This is a genomic window from Rhodococcus sp. ACS1 (assembly GCF_002300155.1).
GTDB lineage: Bacteria > Actinomycetota > Actinomycetes > Mycobacteriales > Mycobacteriaceae > Rhodococcus_F > Rhodococcus_F koreensis.
In genome coordinates, this window is sequence record NZ_NSDZ01000004.1 from 1032872 (window position 1) to 1051560 (window position 18689).

General features: G+C 68.5%; 19 protein-coding genes. 10 read left to right on the forward strand and 9 right to left on the reverse strand.

All coding sequences use genetic code 11. The features are described from left to right. Positions 1-230: 230 nt before the first annotated feature. Both CJ179_RS17080 and CJ179_RS17085 read left to right on the forward strand, forming a co-directional pair. Positions 231-680 (forward strand): PPOX class F420-dependent oxidoreductase, encoded by a 450-nt coding sequence (locus CJ179_RS17080; RefSeq protein WP_095862328.1) that lies wholly within the window; start codon positions 231-233, stop codon positions 678-680. A gap of 53 nt (positions 681-733) precedes the next feature. Next, entirely contained in the window at positions 734-1216 is a 483-nt protein-coding gene (locus CJ179_RS17085) for a hypothetical protein (RefSeq protein ID WP_072946377.1), read from the forward strand. Positions 1217-1375: 159 nt separating this feature from the next. On the opposite strand, the gene CJ179_RS17090 is transcribed toward CJ179_RS17085, so the two are convergent. The 6 genes from CJ179_RS17090 to CJ179_RS17115 form a co-directional block, all read right to left on the reverse strand. After that, the gene (locus CJ179_RS17090; protein ID WP_095862329.1) at positions 1376-1609 is read right to left on the reverse strand and encodes a hypothetical protein; all 234 of its coding nucleotides are present in this window, start codon (positions 1607-1609) and stop codon (positions 1376-1378) included. A 110-nt stretch (positions 1610-1719) separates the two neighbouring features. After that, entirely contained in the window at positions 1720-2475 is a 756-nt protein-coding gene (locus CJ179_RS17095) for an AIM24 family protein (protein ID WP_012689382.1), read from the reverse strand. Then, the gene (locus tag CJ179_RS17100; RefSeq protein WP_072946374.1) at positions 2472-3173 is read right to left on the reverse strand and encodes an AIM24 family protein; all 702 of its coding nucleotides are present in this window, start codon (positions 3171-3173) and stop codon (positions 2472-2474) included. The genes CJ179_RS17095 and CJ179_RS17100 overlap by 4 nt, the downstream gene beginning before the upstream one ends. A gap of 5 nt (positions 3174-3178) precedes the next feature. Further along, positions 3179-3802 (reverse strand): AIM24 family protein, encoded by a 624-nt coding sequence (locus tag CJ179_RS17105; RefSeq protein ID WP_072946373.1) that lies wholly within the window; start codon positions 3800-3802, stop codon positions 3179-3181. 79 nt (positions 3803-3881) lie between these two features. After that, positions 3882-5024 carry a DUF475 domain-containing protein gene (locus tag CJ179_RS17110; protein WP_072946372.1) on the reverse strand — a complete coding sequence of 381 codons (1143 nt, stop codon included), beginning with the start codon at positions 5022-5024 and terminating at the stop codon, positions 3882-3884. Between the two features lie 117 nt (positions 5025-5141). After that, positions 5142-5717 (reverse strand): TerD family protein, encoded by a 576-nt coding sequence (locus CJ179_RS17115; RefSeq protein WP_072946371.1) that lies wholly within the window; start codon positions 5715-5717, stop codon positions 5142-5144. A 258-nt stretch (positions 5718-5975) separates the two neighbouring features. Between CJ179_RS17115 and CJ179_RS17120 the strand changes: the two genes are divergently transcribed. The 8 genes from CJ179_RS17120 to CJ179_RS17155 all read left to right on the forward strand — a co-directional run bounded on the left by CJ179_RS17120 (position 5976) and on the right by CJ179_RS17155 (position 15713). Further along, complete coding sequence (locus tag CJ179_RS17120; protein WP_072946370.1) at positions 5976-7097, forward strand: hypothetical protein; 1122 nt, start codon at positions 5976-5978, stop codon at positions 7095-7097. A gap of 12 nt (positions 7098-7109) precedes the next feature. Next, positions 7110-8309, forward strand: coding sequence for an HpcH/HpaI aldolase/citrate lyase family protein (locus tag CJ179_RS17125; RefSeq protein WP_072946369.1), 1200 nt, complete (start codon positions 7110-7112; stop codon positions 8307-8309). Continuing rightward, positions 8306-9589, forward strand: a complete 1284-nt coding sequence (locus CJ179_RS17130; RefSeq protein WP_095862330.1) for a phosphoribosyltransferase family protein — start codon at positions 8306-8308, stop codon at positions 9587-9589. Before CJ179_RS17125 ends, CJ179_RS17130 begins: the two co-directional genes overlap by 4 nt. Then, positions 9586-10695, forward strand: a complete 1110-nt coding sequence (locus CJ179_RS17135; RefSeq protein WP_095862331.1) for a cysteine protease StiP family protein — start codon at positions 9586-9588, stop codon at positions 10693-10695. The genes CJ179_RS17130 and CJ179_RS17135 overlap by 4 nt, the downstream gene beginning before the upstream one ends. Next, positions 10692-11570, forward strand: coding sequence for an HAD family hydrolase (locus CJ179_RS17140; RefSeq protein ID WP_095862332.1), 879 nt, complete (start codon positions 10692-10694; stop codon positions 11568-11570). The genes CJ179_RS17135 and CJ179_RS17140 overlap by 4 nt, the downstream gene beginning before the upstream one ends. 62 nt (positions 11571-11632) lie before the next feature. Then, positions 11633-12874 (forward strand): TerD family protein, encoded by a 1242-nt coding sequence (locus tag CJ179_RS17145; RefSeq protein ID WP_072946365.1) that lies wholly within the window; start codon positions 11633-11635, stop codon positions 12872-12874. Positions 12875-12883: 9 nt separating this feature from the next. Beyond that, the gene (locus CJ179_RS17150) at positions 12884-14458 is read left to right on the forward strand and encodes a TerD family protein (protein WP_072946364.1); all 1575 of its coding nucleotides are present in this window, start codon (positions 12884-12886) and stop codon (positions 14456-14458) included. Between the two features lie 7 nt (positions 14459-14465). Further along, positions 14466-15713 carry a VWA domain-containing protein gene (locus CJ179_RS17155; RefSeq protein ID WP_095862333.1) on the forward strand — a complete coding sequence of 416 codons (1248 nt, stop codon included), beginning with the start codon at positions 14466-14468 and terminating at the stop codon, positions 15711-15713. Positions 15714-15727: 14 nt separating this feature from the next. On the opposite strand, the gene CJ179_RS17160 is transcribed toward CJ179_RS17155, so the two are convergent. From CJ179_RS17160 to CJ179_RS17175, 3 genes are all read right to left on the reverse strand, one after another. Continuing rightward, the gene (locus CJ179_RS17160) at positions 15728-17134 is read right to left on the reverse strand and encodes an AarF/ABC1/UbiB kinase family protein (RefSeq protein WP_095862334.1); all 1407 of its coding nucleotides are present in this window, start codon (positions 17132-17134) and stop codon (positions 15728-15730) included. Positions 17135-17251: 117 nt separating this feature from the next. Continuing rightward, positions 17252-18106, reverse strand: a complete 855-nt coding sequence (locus CJ179_RS17165; RefSeq protein ID WP_095862335.1) for an LLM class F420-dependent oxidoreductase — start codon at positions 18104-18106, stop codon at positions 17252-17254. Positions 18107-18343: 237 nt separating this feature from the next. After that, positions 18344-18664, reverse strand: coding sequence for a GYD domain-containing protein (locus tag CJ179_RS17175; RefSeq protein WP_072946360.1), 321 nt, complete (start codon positions 18662-18664; stop codon positions 18344-18346). Between the last annotated feature and the right edge of the window lie 25 nt (positions 18665-18689).

The window sequence follows — 18689 nt, forward strand, 5'->3', positions numbered from 1 at the left end:
TTCCGGCTCGGGATCACGAGAGCGTACCCGAGAAAAGCCACAGATCCCACACGAGAACGTCTACCAACGAGTAGCCGGAACACGTTATCGGCCAATGAGTTTGCGATACATCCACCCTACTCGTCGGTAGGAGCGCCCTGGATCGCCAGACGAGTCCGATCACACCGATCCGGACGAGGCCGCCGAGGGCCGCCGGGAACACCGCCTCGGCGACCGTGGTTGGGTGAGACATGACCCTCGATGCGAAAGACGACCGGCGTCCACTTCTCGACCTCGTCGCCACACACAACCGGGCCGTCCTCGCGACGGTCAAACGCGACGGACGCCCCCAATTGTCGAACGTGATCTATGCCTGGGATCCCGACACGCAGACGGCGCGGGTGTCGGTGACGGCGGATCGGGCCAAGACCCGCAACGCCGCGCGCGACCCCCGGGTGTCGCTGCACGTCAGCGCGACCGACTTCTGGAGTTACGCGGTGGTGGAGGGCGACGCGGAACTGAGCGCGGTGGTGACGGACCCGCACGACGCGGCGGCGGACGAACTCGTCGAGGTGTTCCGGCAGGCAGCGGGGAAAGAGCACGACGACTGGGAAGATTTCCGCCGCGCAATGGTGTCCGAGCGCAGGCAGGTGCTCCGGGTCCGCGCGACGAATGTGTACGGCATGGCCCAGCTGCCCTGAGTGCGCGGAACGTAGCTGTGGCAGCGGATCGGAGGCGGTGGGACGATTGAGTCGTGCGCAAGAGGCGGTGGCCGGCGGCACCACCGCCTGCCACGGAGGGAATCGTGGTCCACGGGCCGGTCGAGCTCGTGACGAGCCGCGATGTGAGCCTGCGTCTGTCGGAGGTCGTCGCCCACCCGAAGGGCATGCTGCTGCGCATCGAGCTGACGGCGAGAGGCAGATCCGCTGATCTTGCGCGTCACGAGACGCGTCCGCTCGACGATCCCGACGACCCCTCGGCGCGCTGGTCGTATCTCGCGGTGAACGTCCGGGTCGACGACCTCGAGGGCGTCGCCGACGCCCGGCACCCGCATTCGACGTCGACGACCGCGGCCGCGGACGCGTCCGAATATCACTCCGCGCCGCACTACTGGATCAGCGACTACCCGGAATCGGGAACCATCACGCTGACCGCGGGGTGGAAGGAGATCGGGCTGCTGCCGAGGACCCGGACGATCACACTCGGCCCCAATCCGAGTATGCGGCCCACCCGGTAGCACTACGGCCGGTAGAAATACGGCCGGTAGAAATACGGCCGGTAGAAATACGGCCGGTAGAAATACGGCCGGTAGAAATACGGCCGGTAGAAATACGAAGGTGCCCTTCGGCGCCGTGGGAGCGTCGAAGGGCACCTTCGCCCTGTGAGGAAACGCAGATCAGGGCAGCGGAACCCAGGTGCCGAAGAACCAGAATCCGTGCGGGCTCGGCGCCGGTGCCTGCTGCTGCGGAGCGTGCTGCTGCTGCGGCTGGGGCTGCGGTGCCTGCTGCTGCTGCTGGGCGGGGGCGGGGTTGTGGCCCACCGGGTCGGCGCTGGCAACGCCGGCTCCGATGCCGAGGGCTGCGAGGGCGATACCACCGGTTGCGACGGCCTTGGTCACGACGGACTTCATGCGGTTCCTCCTGGAACGTATCGGATGCGGTGTCAGAACTTCCTGACACAGATCAGATTGCTCCCCGTCCCTGCCACAACTCTTCGCTCAGCCTGGCAATCTCCTGCACGTCAGCGAGGCTGCTCCGCCAGCTTGGCGGCGATCACCCCGTTGAGTCGCTGCAGACCGCTCGGCGTGATCCCGTGGATCTGGCCCTCGATGCTGCGCACGACATGGGTGTCGCTGAGGACCTTCTCGCTGGACTGGATCAGAACCGTTCCGGCGCCGGTGAAGTCGAACTGCCGCTCCTCCCCGGAGTTGATGCCCATCATGTGGGCGCCCGCCGCGAGGAAGTTGCTGATCCATCCCTGGTCGTAATGGTGGCTCGGGGACGGGCAGTCGGCCCACCCGACGAGCGCCTCGGGGTCGATCCGCAGCGGCGGTTCCGCGAACATCACCGGACCGTTGGACGACGCCAGGAACTTCCCGGTCCCGATGAGGGTCAGGAATCCCGGCACGATGGACTGGTTCAGCGACAGACCCGGTTCGAACGCAAGGAGATTCGATGCCCGGATCGTGAGGTTTCCGTCGTCGAGGTCGTACGAGTTGATGTCGTATCCACGGTCGCCGATGATCAGTTTCCCGAATCCTTCGGCCACCGCGTAGTCGCCCATGTACAGCGGCGCCGAGAACTGGTTGGCGACCATGTGCAGTGCGGCGCCGTGCAATCCGTGGGTCAGCGCCTGGAACTGCATCTGGCCGTAGTACGCGATCATCGCACCCTTGCGGATGAACCAGGGCGCGGTGAGGTCGATGCAGAACGCGTAGCTGTTGTCGGGAATGTTGTCGCTGGCGCCCAGCGTCGACGGATTGTGGATGGCGGTCACAGTTTCTCCTCCGAGGCCTGAACGTAGACGATTCCCTGACCGGTGCACTGCAGTTGCATCGCTTCCCCGACGCCGCGGCCCATGGCCTCGCGCCAGCCGACGGCGGATTTCAGTTCTACCTGGACGCTCCCGTACGTGCCGACGAACGCGTCGGGGTCGACGAACACCGGATTCGGTCCGCCCACCGGGAGTTCGATGAAGCCGCCGTGCGCGAGCAGGACCGCCGACCCGTACCCGGACAGCTGCGTCGTGAACATTCCGGTGCCGGACAGGGCTCCTGCCGCCGCGCCGCGCAGCGCGCCGAGCATGCCGCGCCCGCCGCCACCGCCGCCCTGACTCACCACCGAGACCACTGAACTCTGCAGTCCCGCGTTGTGGGCGAGGAGCCGGGACGCCTCGACGCACAGGGTGCCGCCCTGCGACATGTCGACGACGTGCACCTCGAGCCCGGCGTGGCCGTAGTGCACCTCGCCCTGCCCCTGCGCCAGCATCGTGCGTTCGTGCTCGCCCTGCATCATGCGTCCGGCCATCCGGGTGAATCCACCCATGCCCGCCATCGACTGGGAACCGGGCACCTGGTGCGGAGAGAACTGGACCTGACCGGTGTAGAACAGCATCGCGCCGGTGCGGGCCACCACACCGCCTGCGGCGCCGACGTCGACCTTGACGACCTTCGAGTTCACTTTCGAGAAGACCATGGGGCTCACCGCTCTGCCGGTTGGATGGAGACGACGCCGTGACCGTCCCACTTGAGGGAAAAGGCCTCACCGTTGCCCTGGCCGACGGCGTTGCGCCACGACACGTCGGTCACGAACGACTGCGTCACCTGCCCGCGCGCCGAGACGAACGCGTCGGGATCGACTACGAGGGGGTACTGCGGCGACACCTCGAGGTGGATGAGCGGTCCGCCCGCCGACAGCAGGGCCACCTGACCCTGACCGGAGACGGTCGTGGTGAACAGGCCCTGACCGCCGACCCCGCCGCGCAGTCCGGTGAACGTGACGTTGGTGTTCAGGTTGCCGCTCAGCGCGAGAAGTTGCTGCGATTCGACCTGCAGGGTCTCGTTCGCCAGGTCGACGACCGAGACGTACTGTCCGCCCACGGCGAGATACACGACACCGTGGCCGGAGCACTCCATCAGCGACAGCGCCTCGCCTGTGGCACGCCGCTTCATCCCGGCGAGGACACCGTCGCCGCCACCGAAGCCTGCCGACTTGAAACTGACATTGCCCTCGTAGGCGATCATCGAACCCTGAATCGCCCGGATGGTGGTTCCGGCGAGCTGCGCCTCCACCACCTTCTTCGACTTGCCGAGCAGCCGCCCCATGGTGCCCTTTCCAGTGTCGAGCGGCAGTGCCCGTGACCGAGTCACGTGCACTGCCGCTGGATGTGAGTACAGGCAGAACCTAGCCGACGGACACCGGGTTCTGCTCGTCCACGTCGTCTGCCGCTTCGCCGACCGCCGCGGCGGCCTTGCGGTTGCGGACGATGCTGGAGATGAACGCGGCGCCGATGAGGGCGACACCGACGAGGCCGGTGACGTTCTCGTTGACGTGGTAGCCGATGGACACCAGCAGGATCACGGCCAGTGCGCCGATGGCCCAGTGGGCGCCGTGCTCGAGGTACACGTAGTCCGAGAGCGTGCCCTTGCGGACCAGGAACACGGTGATGGAACGGACGAACATCGCGCCGACGAAGCCGAGGCCGAGGGCGATGATGATCGGGTCGGACGTGATTGCGAAGGCGCCGATGACACCGTCGAAGGAGAACGACGCGTCGAGGACCTCGAGGTAGAGGAAGAGGAAGAACCCGGCCTTGCCGGTGGCCTTGGCCAGCGCGGTCGGGCCACCGGTGGATCCTTCGATCGGTTCGCCGTCCTCGTCTTCCTCGGGGGTGTTGAACAGTTCACCCAGACCGTTGACGGCGATGTAGGTGACCATGCCCAGGACGCCGGCGATCATCACCGTGGACACGGTGTCCTCGGGGGCGATGTAGGCGGCGGTGATCAGCAGCAGGACGCCGGCGAGGATGACGGCCAGCTGGTCGAGCTTGCCCGCGCGGGCGAGGGGCTTCTCCAGCCAGGACAGCCAGGTGATCTCGCGCTCTTCGAGGATGAAGCCGAGGAACAGCATCAGCAGGAACATACCGCCGAACGCCGCGATCTGCGGGTGCGCGTCGGTGAGCAGGGTTTCGTAGCTGGCGCTGCCGTCGGGGAAGTACGCGGCGCCGTCGGCGGGCGGGTTGAGGGCCAGGTCGAGGGCGGCGACGGGACCGAGGCCGGAGGCCAGCCAGACGATGACGAGGGGGAAGACCAGGCGCATGCCGAACACCGCGATGACGATGCCGACGGTGAGGAAGATCTTCTGCCAGAACTCGCTCATGCGGCGCAGGACGGTGGCGTTGATGACGGCGTTGTCGAAGGACAGCGAGATCTCGAGGATCGAGAGGATCACCACGAGGAGGACGGCCTGGGGGCCCCCGTAGATCGCGGCGATGATGAGGGAGATCACCGTCACGGCGAAGGAGAGACCGAATATTCGCAGAACCACGAAGCGTGGCCTTTCTCTAGTGGGCATGCAGGGTGGTTACTGCAGGGGACGAACACCGGGGGAGGGTTTCACGTCGGTGCCGTGAAACCCTCCCCCGGCTGAAGAACGAAACGACTGTCAGACGTTGACGCCGTAGTCGCGGGCGATACCGGCCAGCCCGGACGCGTAGCCCTGGCCGATGGCACGGAACTTCCACTCCGCGCCGTGGCGGTACAGCTCGCCGAAAACCATAGCGGTTTCGGTCGACGCGTCCTCGGACAGGTCGTAGCGGGCGAGCTCGTTGCCGTTGGCCTGGTCGACGACGCGGATGTACGCGTTGCGGACCTGGCCGAACGACTGCGAACGCGTTTCCGCGTCGTAGATCGAGACGGGGAACAGGATGCTCTCGATGTTCGCGGGGACCGCCGCCAGGTTGACGTTGATGACCTCGTCGTCGCCCTCGCCCTCACCGGTGGTGTTGTCGCCGACGTGCTCGATCGAGCCGTCGGGCGAGCGCAGGTTGTTGAAGAACACGAAGTGCTGGTCCGACACGACCTTCTTGTCGGCACCCGCACCGATGGCGCTGGCGTCGAGGTCGAAGTCGGTGCCGGTGGTCGAGCGGGCATCCCATCCGAGTCCGACAGCCACCGCCGTCAGGTTCGGCGCCTCCTTCGTGAGAGAAACATTGCCGCCCTTGGTCAAGCTGACGCCCATTCAGGGGTCCTTTCGAGAGGAGGTGGGTGGACCCTCGACAGCTGTCGAAGTTCCGAGTTCGTCGTGCGACACCACGATAATGAATTTGTCCGACTTGTCCCATCCGTCGATCTGTCCACAGGTTTGTGCACAGGCAATTCCGGTCCACTCGGAGTTGTCGCCCCGACCAGTACGATTCAGGGCGTGACGAGCGGATGGGCGGGACGCTTCCGAGGAAGAGCCCGGGGCGACGACTCGGCTCGTCGCGCCCACGACACGATGGTCGCAGCGTTTCTCGATATGGACAACCGGCAGAGCATTGCCGCCGCGGCCGTGGACGCCTCCGCAGAGCTGACTCCGGAACGCGGAATCCGCCGGGCGTGGGAACCGGTCCGCGACGGGTGCTACCAGGCCGCGACGGCGTACCTCGCGGCGGAAGACCGGTTCGAGAACGTGGAGACGCCGGCGGCCGCCGCCGCGTACGAGCAGGTGACGCGGCAGTTGGTGGCGGCGACGCAGACCCTCGACGAGTTCTATCGCACACATCGCGGCCATCTCGAGGAGTCGACCGCGATGCTGGCGGCCGTACCCCAGGTTGCCCAGCAGGCACTGCAGGTCGCCGCTGCGGCGCAGCGCCGGGTGCAGACCGAGGGCGCCGCCTACGCCGGCTACCCGTCGGTGCGCGACCGGGGAGCCGCACTCGATGCCGCGGTCGTGGCGCTGCAGGGTGCCCGCGGCGCCAACCCGGTCCGCGCCGCGGCGGCGCGGGTGCGGGAGGAGGCGGCGGCGCTCGAGAAGGCGCTGGCCGCGGCTCCGTCCAAGGAGCGGGATGCCGCGCACGCCGTGTCGTCGGTGTCGACGAGGATCGCCGCGGTGCAGACTCGGGCCGAACGGCTCGCGCCCGCCTACTCGGCCCTGCTCCGCGAATTCAACGCGGCCAGTTCGGCGGATCTCGTCCACAACGACCGCGAGAGCCGCACGCACATCGAGCAGGCGCAGACCGATCTGCAGCAGGCGCAGAAGGCTCTGACCGCGGGAAACCCCGAGGGAGCGCTGGATCTGACGGCCGCGGCGCGGACCCATCTCGTCGACGCGGAGGCGAACGTCGACGGCGTCACCGATCGTCTGCTGTTGCTCCGGGAGGTCCGGGAGAACCCGCGGGCGAAGGAGAACGAGATCAGATTTCGCCTCCGCGACGCCCAGATGTTGGCTGTCAATCGTGGGCTCGTGAGGGAATGGGGGTCGGTCCTCGACGCTCAGCTCGAGCGAATTGACCGAATTGCAGGGACACTGACCGGGCGGCATCCCGACTACTGGGCGTACGTCACCCAGCTCGATGCCGTGTCGGCGTTCATTGCCGAGGTGGTTCAGAAGATGAGAGGACACACAGCGCAGCGATGACACGGGGGGACGATGAGCATTAGCGAAGAGACCATGCCGGCGGTGCGGCACGTTCGGCATTTCCACCACCTCGATACCGAGACGCACGGCCGGCTGTTCCTGCACGCTCCGCAGGCGCTCGGGCCGGACGAGGATCGAACGGTGCTGGCCGTCGCGCTGGGCGCGACGCTGTACGTGCCTGCGACGAGGTCCGACCTCGCGGACACCATCCTGCGCCGGTCCGGTGACGGGGTCTGCTCGATGGTCCTGGACCTCGAGGACGCGGTGGCCGACGACCAGGTGGAAGCGGCGCTGCTCAATGCCGTCGACGCCCTCGATCGGCTCGCGGTCCACGGTGGTGCGCGGATGCAGTTGTTCGTCCGGGTGCGGGCCGCCGAGGACCTTCGGCGGATCGCCGACCTGCTGACCACAGGCGTCGAGGTGTTGTCCGGGTTCGTATTTCCCAAGTTCGGAAGTGCGACGGGCGGTGCGTTCCTCGACGAGCTGGCCGCGGCGTCGGAGCGGCTCGGCAAGCAGTTGTATGCGATGCCGGTGCTCGAATCGCCTGCTCTGGTGCACCGCGAGTCCCGCGACGACGAACTCGCGAAGATCGGCGCACTGCTCGTCGAACACCGCGAGCGGATTCTCGCCGTGCGCATCGGCGCCACCGACATGTGTGCCACGTTCGGCATCCGCCGCGACCGCGACCTGACGATCTACGACGTGCGGGTGGTCGCGGACGCGATCGCCGGCATCGTGAATTTCCTGGGCCGCGCCGACGAGACCGGGCACGTCATCACCGGTCCGGTGTGGGAGTACTTCGCCGATCACGAGCGGATGTTCCGGCCGACCCTGCGCGCCACGCCGTTCGAGGAACACGACGAGGTGCGGTTCCGCCAGCAGCTGGTCAGCCGGGACCTGGACGGTCTGCTCCGGGAGATCGCCCTCGACCGCGCCAACGGCATCCAGGGCAAGACGGTCATCCACCCGACGCACGTCGCGGCCGTGCACGCGCTGTCCGCGGTGACGCACGAGGAGTACCACGACGCGCTCGACATTCTCGGCGCCGAGGGCGTCGGCGGCGTCCAGGCGTCGGGGTACCGCAACAAGATGAACGAAATGCGCCCGCACCGCAGCTGGGCCGAGAAGACACTCGTCCGGGCGAAGGTGTTCGGCGTGACCAACGAAGGAATCACGTTCGTGGATCTGCTGACCGCACTGGCCGTCCGATGAGTTCACCCACCGCCGTCCGCGCGGTGCCCTGGGCCACGGAGCATCTGGGGTTGACGCTCGCCCACGTGGATTCGAGTTCGGGGCTGACGATCCCCGAACTCGTCGAGCCGGGTCTGCGGCGCAACCCTCGACGTGCCCACCTGCTCGTCTCGACGGTCCTCGGCAAGCACGTGCCCACCGACCCGACTGCGGTGATCGGCGCCGGCGACCGCCTCGGTGATCTGGTCGCCGATGTCCTCGGACCGGATGCGGACCCCGTCGTGCTCGGGTTCGCGGAGACCGCAACAGGTCTGGGCCATTGCGTCGCCGCGCGGCTGCGCGCCCGGTGCTACCTGCACTCCACGCGCCGGGACGTCCCCGAGATCGGGACGTCCGCCGGGTTCGAGGAGGGGCACTCGCACGCGACCAGCCATCAGCTGCAGCCGACGTCCGTCGAGTTGTTCGCGGGCGATCGTCCGCTCGTCCTCGTGGACGACGAGATCTCCACGGGCGCCACCGCGGTCGACGCGATCCGCGCGCTGCACCGGCAGAACCCGCGCAGCCGGTACGTCGTGGCGTCGCTCGTCGACATGCGCGACCAGGGCCACCGGGACGCCGTCGATGCCGCCGCCGCCGAACTCGGGGTGCAGATCGACAGCGTGAGTCTGGCGCTGGGGCGCACCGAGCTTCCCGACGGGCTGACCGACAGTGTTGGTGCGCTTCCGGATCCCGTGCTCAACCCTGTCGGCGCGCGGACCGGGACCGTGGAGCGGGCCGACATTCCCTGGCCCGCGGCAGTTCCGGAGGGCGGGCGTCACGGCTTCCTGCGGGAAGACACCGAGGGGTTCGATGCGGCCGTCGCGTCGGCGGCCGCCGCGCTCGGTGATCGGCTCGACCCGCAGCGTCCGGTGATCGTCGTCGGACACGAAGAGCTGATGTACCTTCCGCTGCGTCTCGCGGACACGCTCGCCGCATCCGGGTTCCGGGTTCGATTCCAGACGACGTCCCGGTCGCCCGCCTACGTGCTCGACCAGCCGGGATACCCGCTGCGCCGCGGATTCCGCTTCACCGCCCCCGAGGACGGGGAAGAACAGCCGCGGTTCGTCTACAACGCGCAGTGGCCGGACGAGGACGCCGTCGTGGTCGCGGTGATCGACGCCGCCGCCGACACCGACCGGCTCACCGCGCGCGGCGGACTCCTCGACGTCCTCACCGCGGCGGGAACCGATGTGCTGCTGGCCGTCGTGTCCGGCGCCGACCCGCGGTCGCTGCGGGCCGCACGTGCGGGAGCGTCGACGTGACGGCGCCGCTGACCGGTCCGGCATTCGGTTCGTACGCCGCCGACGAGGTGGGCTGGCTACTCACGGACCTGTCGCACGTCGATCTGGAAGCCGATGTCGCCGAGCGGGAGCGCCGCATCCAGTCGGGTGCAGCCCACTACGCGGAGACGCTGCCCATCGAATACCAGCCCGACGCGGAGTACCGCGAGCTGTTCGAGAAGGTGCTGCAGGACAGCTCCATCCGGCTGGCGCGGGCCGTGGGGACGGTCACCGACCTCGTGCTGGCCGAGCGCGGCCACGACGTCACCCTCGTGTCCCTGGCACGTGCGGGAACCCCGGTGGGTGTGCTCATGCGCCGCTGGGCGCGGGACGTCCACGGGTTGACGCTGCCGCACTACGCCGTCTCCATTGTTCGGGACCGGGGGATCGACGCCGTCGCGCTCGACTACCTTGCGCGTCGTCACGACTCGAAGAACGTGGTGTTCGTCGACGGCTGGACGGGCAAGGGCGCCATCGCCCGCGAGTTGTCGCAGGCACTTGCCGACTACCGCGATGCCGGTGGCGCCGAGTTCGACGACGACCTCGCCGTCCTCGCGGATCCCGGGCATTGCGTCCGCACGTTCGGCACCCGCGACGACTTCCTGATCGCGTCGGCGTGCCTGAACTCCACCGTGTCGGGTCTGGTGTCGCGCACCGTCCTCAACGACACGCTGATCGGCCCCGGCGACTTCCACGGCGCCAAGTTCTACGCGCACCTCGCGGGCGAGGACGTGTCCAATCACCTCCTCGACTCCGTCAGCGCGTCCTTCGCGGACGTGCGCGAGCACGTACCCGGCGACGTCGAGGAACTGCTGCGGTCGGACCGGACACCCACCTGGGACGGCTGGAAGTCCGTCGAGGCGGTCCGGGAGCAGTACGGAATCTCGACTGTGAACTTCGTGAAGCCCGGCGTCGGCGAAACCACGCGGGTGCTGCTGCGCCGGGTGCCGTGGCGGGTGCTCGTCCGCGACCTCGACGCCCCCGAGCACGCACACATCCGGCTACTCGCCGCCGCGCGTTCGGTTCCCGTCGAAGAGGTTCCCGGCCTGGCGTATTCGTGCATGGGCCTGATCAAGGATGTGACATGACCGCGCTGATCGCGACCGACCTCGACCGCACCATGATCTACTCGCGCGCGGCGATGGAACTCGCCGTCACCGAGAGCGACGTGGCCGAGCGGCCCGGCGACGAGAACCTTCTGTGCGTCGAGGTGTACGACGGCAAACCGCTGTCCTACGTCACGTCGGCCGCCGAGGCCATGCTGCGCACGCTCACCGCGTCCGCGGTGGTCGTGCCCACCACCACGCGCACCGTCGCGCAGTTCGAGCGCATCGACCTGCCGGGGGCGCCGTGGCGGTACGCGATCACCACCAACGGCGGGAACATCCTCGTCGACGGCGTCCCCGATGCGGGCTGGCGGTCGGGCGTCGACATCGCGATCGCCGACGGTGGAGCCTCTCTTGTGGAGGTCGGCGCCGAGCTGAGTCGTCGCATCGACGACAGCTGGGTGCGGTCGTCCCGGGTGGCCGACGAGTTGTTCTCCTACCTGGTCGTGGACCTCGACGCGATGCCGGCCGGCTTCGTGGAGGAGTGGAACGACTGGTGCGTCGACCGGGGCTGGGGAGCGTCCCGCCAGGGCCGCAAGATCTACACGATGCCCGACGCGGTGTGCAAGAGCCGTGCGGTGGCGGAGGTCCGGTCGAGGCTCGTCGACGACGGAGTTCTCGAGCCGGAAGCGCCCGTGCTCGCGGCGGGGGACGGGGCGCTCGACGCCAACATGCTCAGTGCCGCCGACGCCGCCATCCGCCCCCGGCACGGCGAACTCGAAACGCTCGGCTGGCAGCATCCGACCCTGTCCGTGACCGGAAGCAGCGGGATCGCCGCCGGTGAGGAGATCCTGCGCTGGTTCGCGGACCGCGTCGGGCGGGGTGCGGGGACGACGGCCACCGGCGCTCTTTTGTAGGTTGTAGGCAAACAGGCCAAACGGGACAAACCCGACGCTCCCACAGTGAAGGAACCACCGCAGTGTCCACTCCGCTAGCCAAGGGCCAGAACGGCCCACTGAGCGTCGACGACGTCATCGTCTCCCTGGAGCTGACGGCCGCCGCCGACCTGTCCGCGCTGCTCGTCACGGACTCGGGGAAGGTCCGCTCGGACGCCGACTTCGTCTTCTTCAACCAGCCGTCCGGTCCCGGTGTGCAACTCGTGCCCGGGGCCCCCGGACAGGCGGCGTCGCTGAAGGTGTCCCTCGGCGCGGTGCCCGCCGACATCGCCCAGGTGCGCGCGGTCATCACCCTCGACGACGCCACCAGCAACTTCGGCCGCTCCGCGCCGCCGACGGCCCGGGTCGCCGACGGCGCCGGAAACGCGCTGTACGAGTACCGGATCGACGGACTGAACTCCGAGTCGATCGTCATCGCGCTCGAGCTGTACCGACGCCAGGGCGCCTGGAAGGTGCGGGCCGTCGGGCAGGGTTACGCCGGCGGGTTCGCCGCACTCGTCACCGATCACGGCGTGTCCGTCGACGACGCACCCGCACCCGCGGCCGCCCCGGTCCAGCAGCCGCCGGCACCGCAGGCCGCCCCCGCTGCTGCCTACCCGCCGCCGGCCGCCGCACCGGTGGCACCGCCTGCACCCCCGGCTCCTGCTGCCCCCGCCGCTCCGGCCGAGGTCAGTCTCACCAAGTCGCGGCCGGTCAGCCTGAGCAAGGGCCAGAAGGTCACGCTCCGCAAGGACGGTGGCGTCGCGCTGACGTACATCCAGATGGGACTCGGCTGGGATCCGATCGAGAAGCGCGGCATGTTCGGAAACCGTTCCGCCAACGTCGACCTCGACGCGTCGGCGGTCCTGTTCGCGGACAACAACATGGTCGACGTCGCCTACTACGGTCAGCTGACGTCGAAGGACGGGTCGATCCGGCACCAGGGCGACAACCTCACCGGCGAGGGCGCGGGCGACGACGAGGTGATCCTCGTGGATCTCACCCGCATTCCGCCGCACGTCTCGACCATCGTGTTCATCGTGACGTCGTACCGGGGGCACACGTTCGAGCAGGTGAAGAACGCGTTCTGCCGCCTGGTGGACACCACGTCGAACGCCGAACTCGCCCGGTTCACGCTGCAGGGCGGGATGCCGTTCACGGGAATGGTGATGGCCAAGGTGTACCGGGTGGGCGGCGAATGGAAGCTGCAGGCCATCGGTGAGGGCATCCAGGCCAAGCACGCCGGTGAGGCCGCGCCTCAACTCGCCCGGTTCCTCGGCGTCTAGGGGCGGTTGGTGACGGTCTACCTCGTTCCGGGGCAGAACGCCCCGCTGCCGTCGCGCGTACTGCGTTTCCGCGCGGTCGGCGCGACACCGGTCGATGTCTCGGCGTTGATCGTCGACGGCGATCTCCGCGCGCTGTCCTCGGACTATTTCGTGTTCTACAACCAGCGGCGCGCCGCCGGCGTGGAACTCGACGCGGATGGAACGGTCCGGCTGCACATGGACGAGGTGGACGCCGCCGCGGCGGGCGTGCTCTGCGTGGTCAGTGTCGATCCGGCATCCCCGACCGGTCCGGCGACGCTGGCCCGCGAGGGCCTGTCGGCCACGCTCACCGATGAAAGCGGCCTTACCGTGGTCGTTTTCGACGTCCCTCTGGTCGGCTCCGAGGCTGCCGCGATCTGCCTGGAGATCTACCGCCGCGGCACCGACTGGAAGGTCCGTGCCGTCGGGCAGGGATACGACGGCGGCCTCGCCGAACTCGTCACCAGGCACGGCGTCGACGTGGACGAACCCGCGAATGCTGTCGCCGAGGAGGTTCCGGCGACGGCCGGCCCGGCGGGCATCCCGCTCGACCCGGCCCACTCGTTCGAGAGAGCGTGGATGATCTTCGAGGACGCCGCCCGGTCGGCGGCCTCGTTCCGGTCCTCCCGCGACTACGCGCAGGCGCGGCTGGACGACGAACTGTCCGCGTCGGTGGCCGACCCGTCCACCCGCAACAGTCCGGCGGTCGCGCAGTCGCAGGCCAGGGCGCAGGAGCGGTCCGACGCCCTCGTCGCCGAGGCACAACGCAAATTCGACGGCGAGACTTCGCAACTGGCCGAGGAACTCCGCGTCATCGACCCGCTGCTGCCGCGGTCGCTGGCGACGTTCGAATCCGCCGCGTGGACGAACCCAGTCACGAGCAGCGCCGTGCCGGACGGCCTGAGGCTCGGTGAGTTGTCCGCACCCGACCTCGGCGAACTGCGGGTTCCGTTCTGCGTCCACTACCCGCTGGGGCGTCCTCTGTGGATCGTCGGCGAACCGGCCGAGGCCGCACCGGTGGTCGCGGCGCTGGCCGCGCGCATGCTGGTGGCATCGCCCGCGGCGGCGGGGCGGCTGGAGGTCGTCGACCTCAGCGGCTCGCTGCGCACGTTCACCGACCCCCTCGGGGCGCTCCTGGCCTCGCCCGTCGTGTCCGCGGCCTCCGACATCACCGCCCGGCTCACCGCGCTGTCCGAGAGTGTCGACCTCGCAGAGATGGCGGCCCGCAGCGGAATCCGGGGCACCCTGCCGGAACCGCGGCTGGTGATCCTCGGCGACTTCCCGCACGGGTACGGCGCGGAGGACGCCGCCCGCATCGTGCACCTCGCCGACCACGGTCCCGCGGTCGGAACGTCGCTGATCATCGTCGGTGACAGCGCCGGCGCCGCTTCGGATCCGGGAGTCGCGGTGCTCGAACGCATCGCCCAGCAGGTTCCGACGTCGGGGGTCCTCACCGTCTCCGACCCGTGGACCGGCAACGACTGGATCCTGACCCCCGACCGGCTCCCGGACCACCCCCTCCACCGGGCGTCGGTGCTGGATTCGCTGACCGGCCACGAAAGGTGAGTGCACCGTGACACGTCTTGCGCGCGGCGAGAACGTCGAGATCGTCTGTTCGCCGACGAGTGTCGCGGTCGCCGGTGCCCGCCGAGGCGAGGTCGACCTGATGGTCTTCCAACTCGGCGCGAACGGACGGGTTCGGTCCGACGGGGATTTCGTCTTCTTCAACAACCCCAGTTCACCCGAGGGGGCCGTGCGGTTGGCAGCGGCAGACGGCGTCGACCTCGATCTCGCGGCGGTGCCCGCCGACATCGACAAGCTCAGTATCGCCGTCGCCCTCGACGACTCGGTGCCCGGCAGTCTCGCCGATCGCGTCGGGTTGGGCGTTGTGATCGAGAACTCCGGAGTGTCGCTGGGGGCGGACGCGTCCGGGCTGAGCACCGAGCGCGCCGCCGTACTCGTCGAGGTGTATCGGCGTGGTTCCGGATGGAAGGTGCGCAACGTCTCGGCCGGGTGGGACGGCGGGCTCGCTGTCCTCGTCACCGAGCACGGCGTCGACGTGAAGGATTCCGACTCCGCCGACGATGTTGCCGTGCGAACGGTGCCGGACGAGCTGGGTCTGACGTTCGAGAAGCGGCAGAAGCTCGACATGCGCAAGCGTGAAGTCGCGAAGGTGTTGCTGCACAAGGGTGCAGGTGAGACGCGCGCCCGGGTCGTTCTGGTGATCGACAAGACGGGCAGCATGCGGCGTCAGTATTCGACCCGGGCGATCAACCGGGTGGTCGAGCGGATGGTGCCGGTGGCCACGCAGATCGACGACGACGGTCGCCTCGAACCGTATCTCTACGCCAAGAACTTCGCGCGCCTGCCCGACATCGCCGTCCACGAGGTCGACAGTTGGTGCGACACGTTCCTGCATCTCGGCGGCGTCCACGGCGGAATCGACTACAAGGCGATCGGCGGCTACAACGACGAACTGCCGATCATGACCGACATCGTCTCCAGTCTGCCGCCGCGGGGCGGGACCCCCACCCTCGTGCTGTTCTTCACCGACGGCGGATTCCAGCAGCGCGCCAAGATCAGCGAACTCATGCGCCGGGCGTCGAGTCTGCCCGCGTTCTGGCAGTTCGTCGGAATCGGCCGCGCCGACTACGGACTGCTCGAGAAACTCGACACCCTCGACGGGCGGACCCTCGACAACGCCGGGTTTTTCGCCGTCGACGACCTCGACAGGATCGACGACGCCGAACTGTACCGCCGCCTGCTCAGCGAGTTCCCCGACTGGCTGCGCGCCGCGAAGTCGGCGGGTGTAGTCGGGTGACGCAACGACACGAGTCACTCGTCGGGTAGTTCCACTCCGAGTTCGCGGGCCTTCGCGGCGACGGCGTCCGGGAAGACGTTGCGGAACAGGAACAAGTCCTGTCCGATAACCCAGCCGGGCGCGAGTTCGGTGGCGTAGCGCTCGAAGTAGCCGAGTTGCTTCCCGAACAGGACGAGTTCCTCCGGGCTGGCGACGTCCCATTTCTTGCCGATGCCGATCAGCGCCATGATGAGTTCGCTGAGCCGCAGCTCGCCGAGGTCCCGGCCCAGCAGGGGGGCGAGGGCGGCGGCCACCTGGAGGCCGATCTCGTCGTCGGTGGCGTCGTTGTCCTGCGCGTAGCCGAGGCTGCGGATTCCGCGGGCCATCCGGGAGAAGTCGCCGTCGATCAGGGTCGCGTAGAACATGTCGCGCAGGATCTGCCGCCACGATTCGGGTAGCTCACCGACGATGCCGAAGTCGAGCATCGCGATGCGCCCGTCGTCGAGGACCCACAGGTTCCCGGCGTGCACGTCGCCGTGGAACGGGCCGTGCAGGATGACCGACTCGATCCACACCTTGACACCGCGGCGGATCAGCATGCGGGTGTCCATGTGGACGAGGTCGGGGAACCGGTCGAGCGGCAGCCCGTACATGCGTTCCATGCAGATGACGTGGGGACCGCAGTAGTCCCAGTACACCTCCGGGGTGGTGACGCCCTTGTTGTCGCCGAAGGCCCCGATGTTCGTCCTGAACCGGGCCTGCCGGTCGGCTTCCACCGCGCTGTTGAGTTCGGTCATCGTGGCCGCGTGGAGATCGCGGATGATGGCGGTGGCGTTGGCGATGCGGAAGAACTCGAAGAGTTTCTCGAGGATCCGCGCACCCCAGTACGCGGTGCGCAGGTCCACCACCATGCGACGGAAGATGTCGGGGCGCTGCACCTTGATGACGGCTTCCCGGCCGTCGGGGAGCACGCAGCCGTGCACCTGTGCGACGGAGGCGGCGGCGAGGGGGACGTCGTCGAACGACGCGAACAGCGCGTCGACGGGATGTCCCAGGTCTGCCTCGATCACCCGGCGGGCTTCCTGCGCGGACACCGGCGGCACGTCGTCGAGACATCGCAGGCAGGCGTTGGCCAGCGGGGCGGGGAACACGCCGGAGGACGACGCCATCAGCTGCCCGACCTTGACGAACGTCGGGCCGAGCACCTCGAATCCGTTGACCAGGCCTTCCGACGCCGCGTCCGCGAGGGTGCGGCCGCGACGCCGGACGGGCCAGGTGACGAGCGCGAGCAGTGTGTAGGCGACGACGACCACGCCGATGACCAGCGCCCGCCACAACTCCGCCGCGCGGAACCGGTCGAGAGTCGCCGAATGCACGGTCAGGGCTGCAGGTGGCGGCCCCGAAGCGTATGGGCCGACCGGACGTGGCGTTGGCTCGTGCACAGTTCCTACCTTGCGTTCAGTCCTGCCTGCCGTTCAGAAGGGGACCATACCCCGACCGTTTCGGCGAACGCTTTTCAGTATGCGGTACCCGCCATCACACTATTTCGTTAGCAGAACTCAGAGTCCCAGCGCGCCCGCGAGTTCCCGCAGCGCAGGGATGGGATCGTCACCGGCGGGCAGCACCTGGATCGCGACGTGATCGGCGCCCGCGTCCAGATGTTCGCGGAGGCGGCCGGCGATATAGGGGGCGTCGCCGTGGGCGGCGAGGGCGTCGATCAGCTCGTCGCTGCCGCCGTTCGCGATCTGCTCGTCGGTGTACCCGAGCCGCTTCAGGTTGTTGACGTAATTGCGCAGGTGCAGGTACGGATTCTCGACCGCCGCACGTCCGACGGGGCGCGCCCGTTCCGAATCGGTGTCCAGCACGACCTTCTGCTCCGGTGCGATCACCGCACCGGGGCCGAGCAGCTCACGCGCTTCCCGGGTGTGCTGCGGAGTGGTCAGGTACGGGTGGGCGCCTGCGGCGCGGGCCGCCGACAGCTCGAGCACCTTCGGGCCGAGCGCGGCGAGCACGCGTCGCCCCGCCGGGACCCCGGCGGCGTCCAGGACGTCGAGATACTCCACGAGCGCGGCGTACGGCTTGCTGTAGTTCAGGCCGGGTTGTTCGGGATGGCCGACGCCGATGCCGAGGAGGAAGCGCCCCGGATGACGGGCCTCGAGCCGGTGGAAGGAGGTCGCGATCTCGTCGGCGGGTGCGGTCCAGATGTTCACGATGCCGGTCGCGACGGTGATGGTGGACGTCGCGTCGAGCAGGCGTTCGGCGACGTCGAGGTCGGCCGGCGGCGAGCCGCCGATCCAGATCGCGCCGTAACCTGCCGATTCGATCGCGACACCCACTTCGGGTGCCAATCCGCCGGCGTGACGCCAGACGCCGAACTGTCCGAGCTGCGGGGTTTCTCCTGAGGTATCCGTCATGTGGCGTGCAACCTTCGCTCGCGGACATTCATTCCGGCATCTCGGATCTGGTGGAGCCACGACCGGAACAGCAGCGCGCTCGGCGCGCACAGGGCACGGCGAACGGAGTCGGTGGTGAACGGGTTCACCGTGGTCGAGTAGGTCTGGTCGGCAGACGTGGCTCGACGGTATCGGCCGACTCCGCGGCCGCACATCATCCTGCAGAACGATATTCGCCGCCGCAGGCGGTGAGGTCGATCAGCTGCCGGGCGCCCGGTATTGGGCGTCGCGGCGCACCGCGTCGTCCACCTGCTCCGGTGTCAACAGCACCACCGATTCCGACCGTGCCGCCCCGGAGGCGGTGGTGCGGATGCCGAGCGCGGCGGCGGCCACGTCGTCGGGCACGTCACCGATCACGAACAGATCCCGGCCACCCAGTGCGAAGTAGCAGGATTCGACTGTGCCCCCGACGCTTTCGACCATCTGGGTGATCGCGTCGCGTCGTGCGGTGCCGCCTTCGGTGAGCAGTCCTTTCGCGCCTTCGGGTGAGTACGTGACCTGCCAGAGGTATCTCGGCATCGGTGCCTCCTCGATTGTGGGGTCT

What these genes read in the sequence shown, in the direction of transcription:
- CJ179_RS17165 (WP_095862335.1), bottom strand. Translation starts at nt 18,106, where the DNA reads ATGACGGATACCTCAGGAGAAACCCCGCAGCTCGGACAGTTCGGCGTC.
- CJ179_RS17130 (WP_095862330.1), top strand. Translation starts at nt 8,306, where the DNA reads ATGAGTTCACCCACCGCCGTCCGCGCGGTGCCCTGGGCCACGGAGCAT.
- CJ179_RS17100 (WP_072946374.1), bottom strand. Translation starts at nt 3,173, where the DNA reads ATGGTCTTCTCGAAAGTGAACTCGAAGGTCGTCAAGGTCGACGTCGGC.
- CJ179_RS17115 (WP_072946371.1), bottom strand. Translation starts at nt 5,717, where the DNA reads ATGGGCGTCAGCTTGACCAAGGGCGGCAATGTTTCTCTCACGAAGGAG.
- CJ179_RS17090 (WP_095862329.1), bottom strand. Translation starts at nt 1,609, where the DNA reads ATGAAGTCCGTCGTGACCAAGGCCGTCGCAACCGGTGGTATCGCCCTC.
- CJ179_RS17105 (WP_072946373.1), bottom strand. Translation starts at nt 3,802, where the DNA reads ATGGGGCGGCTGCTCGGCAAGTCGAAGAAGGTGGTGGAGGCGCAGCTC.
- CJ179_RS17140 (WP_095862332.1), top strand. Translation starts at nt 10,692, where the DNA reads ATGACCGCGCTGATCGCGACCGACCTCGACCGCACCATGATCTACTCG.
- CJ179_RS17120 (WP_072946370.1), top strand. Translation starts at nt 5,976, where the DNA reads ATGGTCGCAGCGTTTCTCGATATGGACAACCGGCAGAGCATTGCCGCC.
- CJ179_RS17175 (WP_072946360.1), bottom strand. Translation starts at nt 18,664, where the DNA reads ATGCCGAGATACCTCTGGCAGGTCACGTACTCACCCGAAGGCGCGAAA.
- CJ179_RS17125 (WP_072946369.1), top strand. Translation starts at nt 7,110, where the DNA reads ATGAGCATTAGCGAAGAGACCATGCCGGCGGTGCGGCACGTTCGGCAT.
- CJ179_RS17080 (WP_095862328.1), top strand. Translation starts at nt 231, where the DNA reads ATGACCCTCGATGCGAAAGACGACCGGCGTCCACTTCTCGACCTCGTC.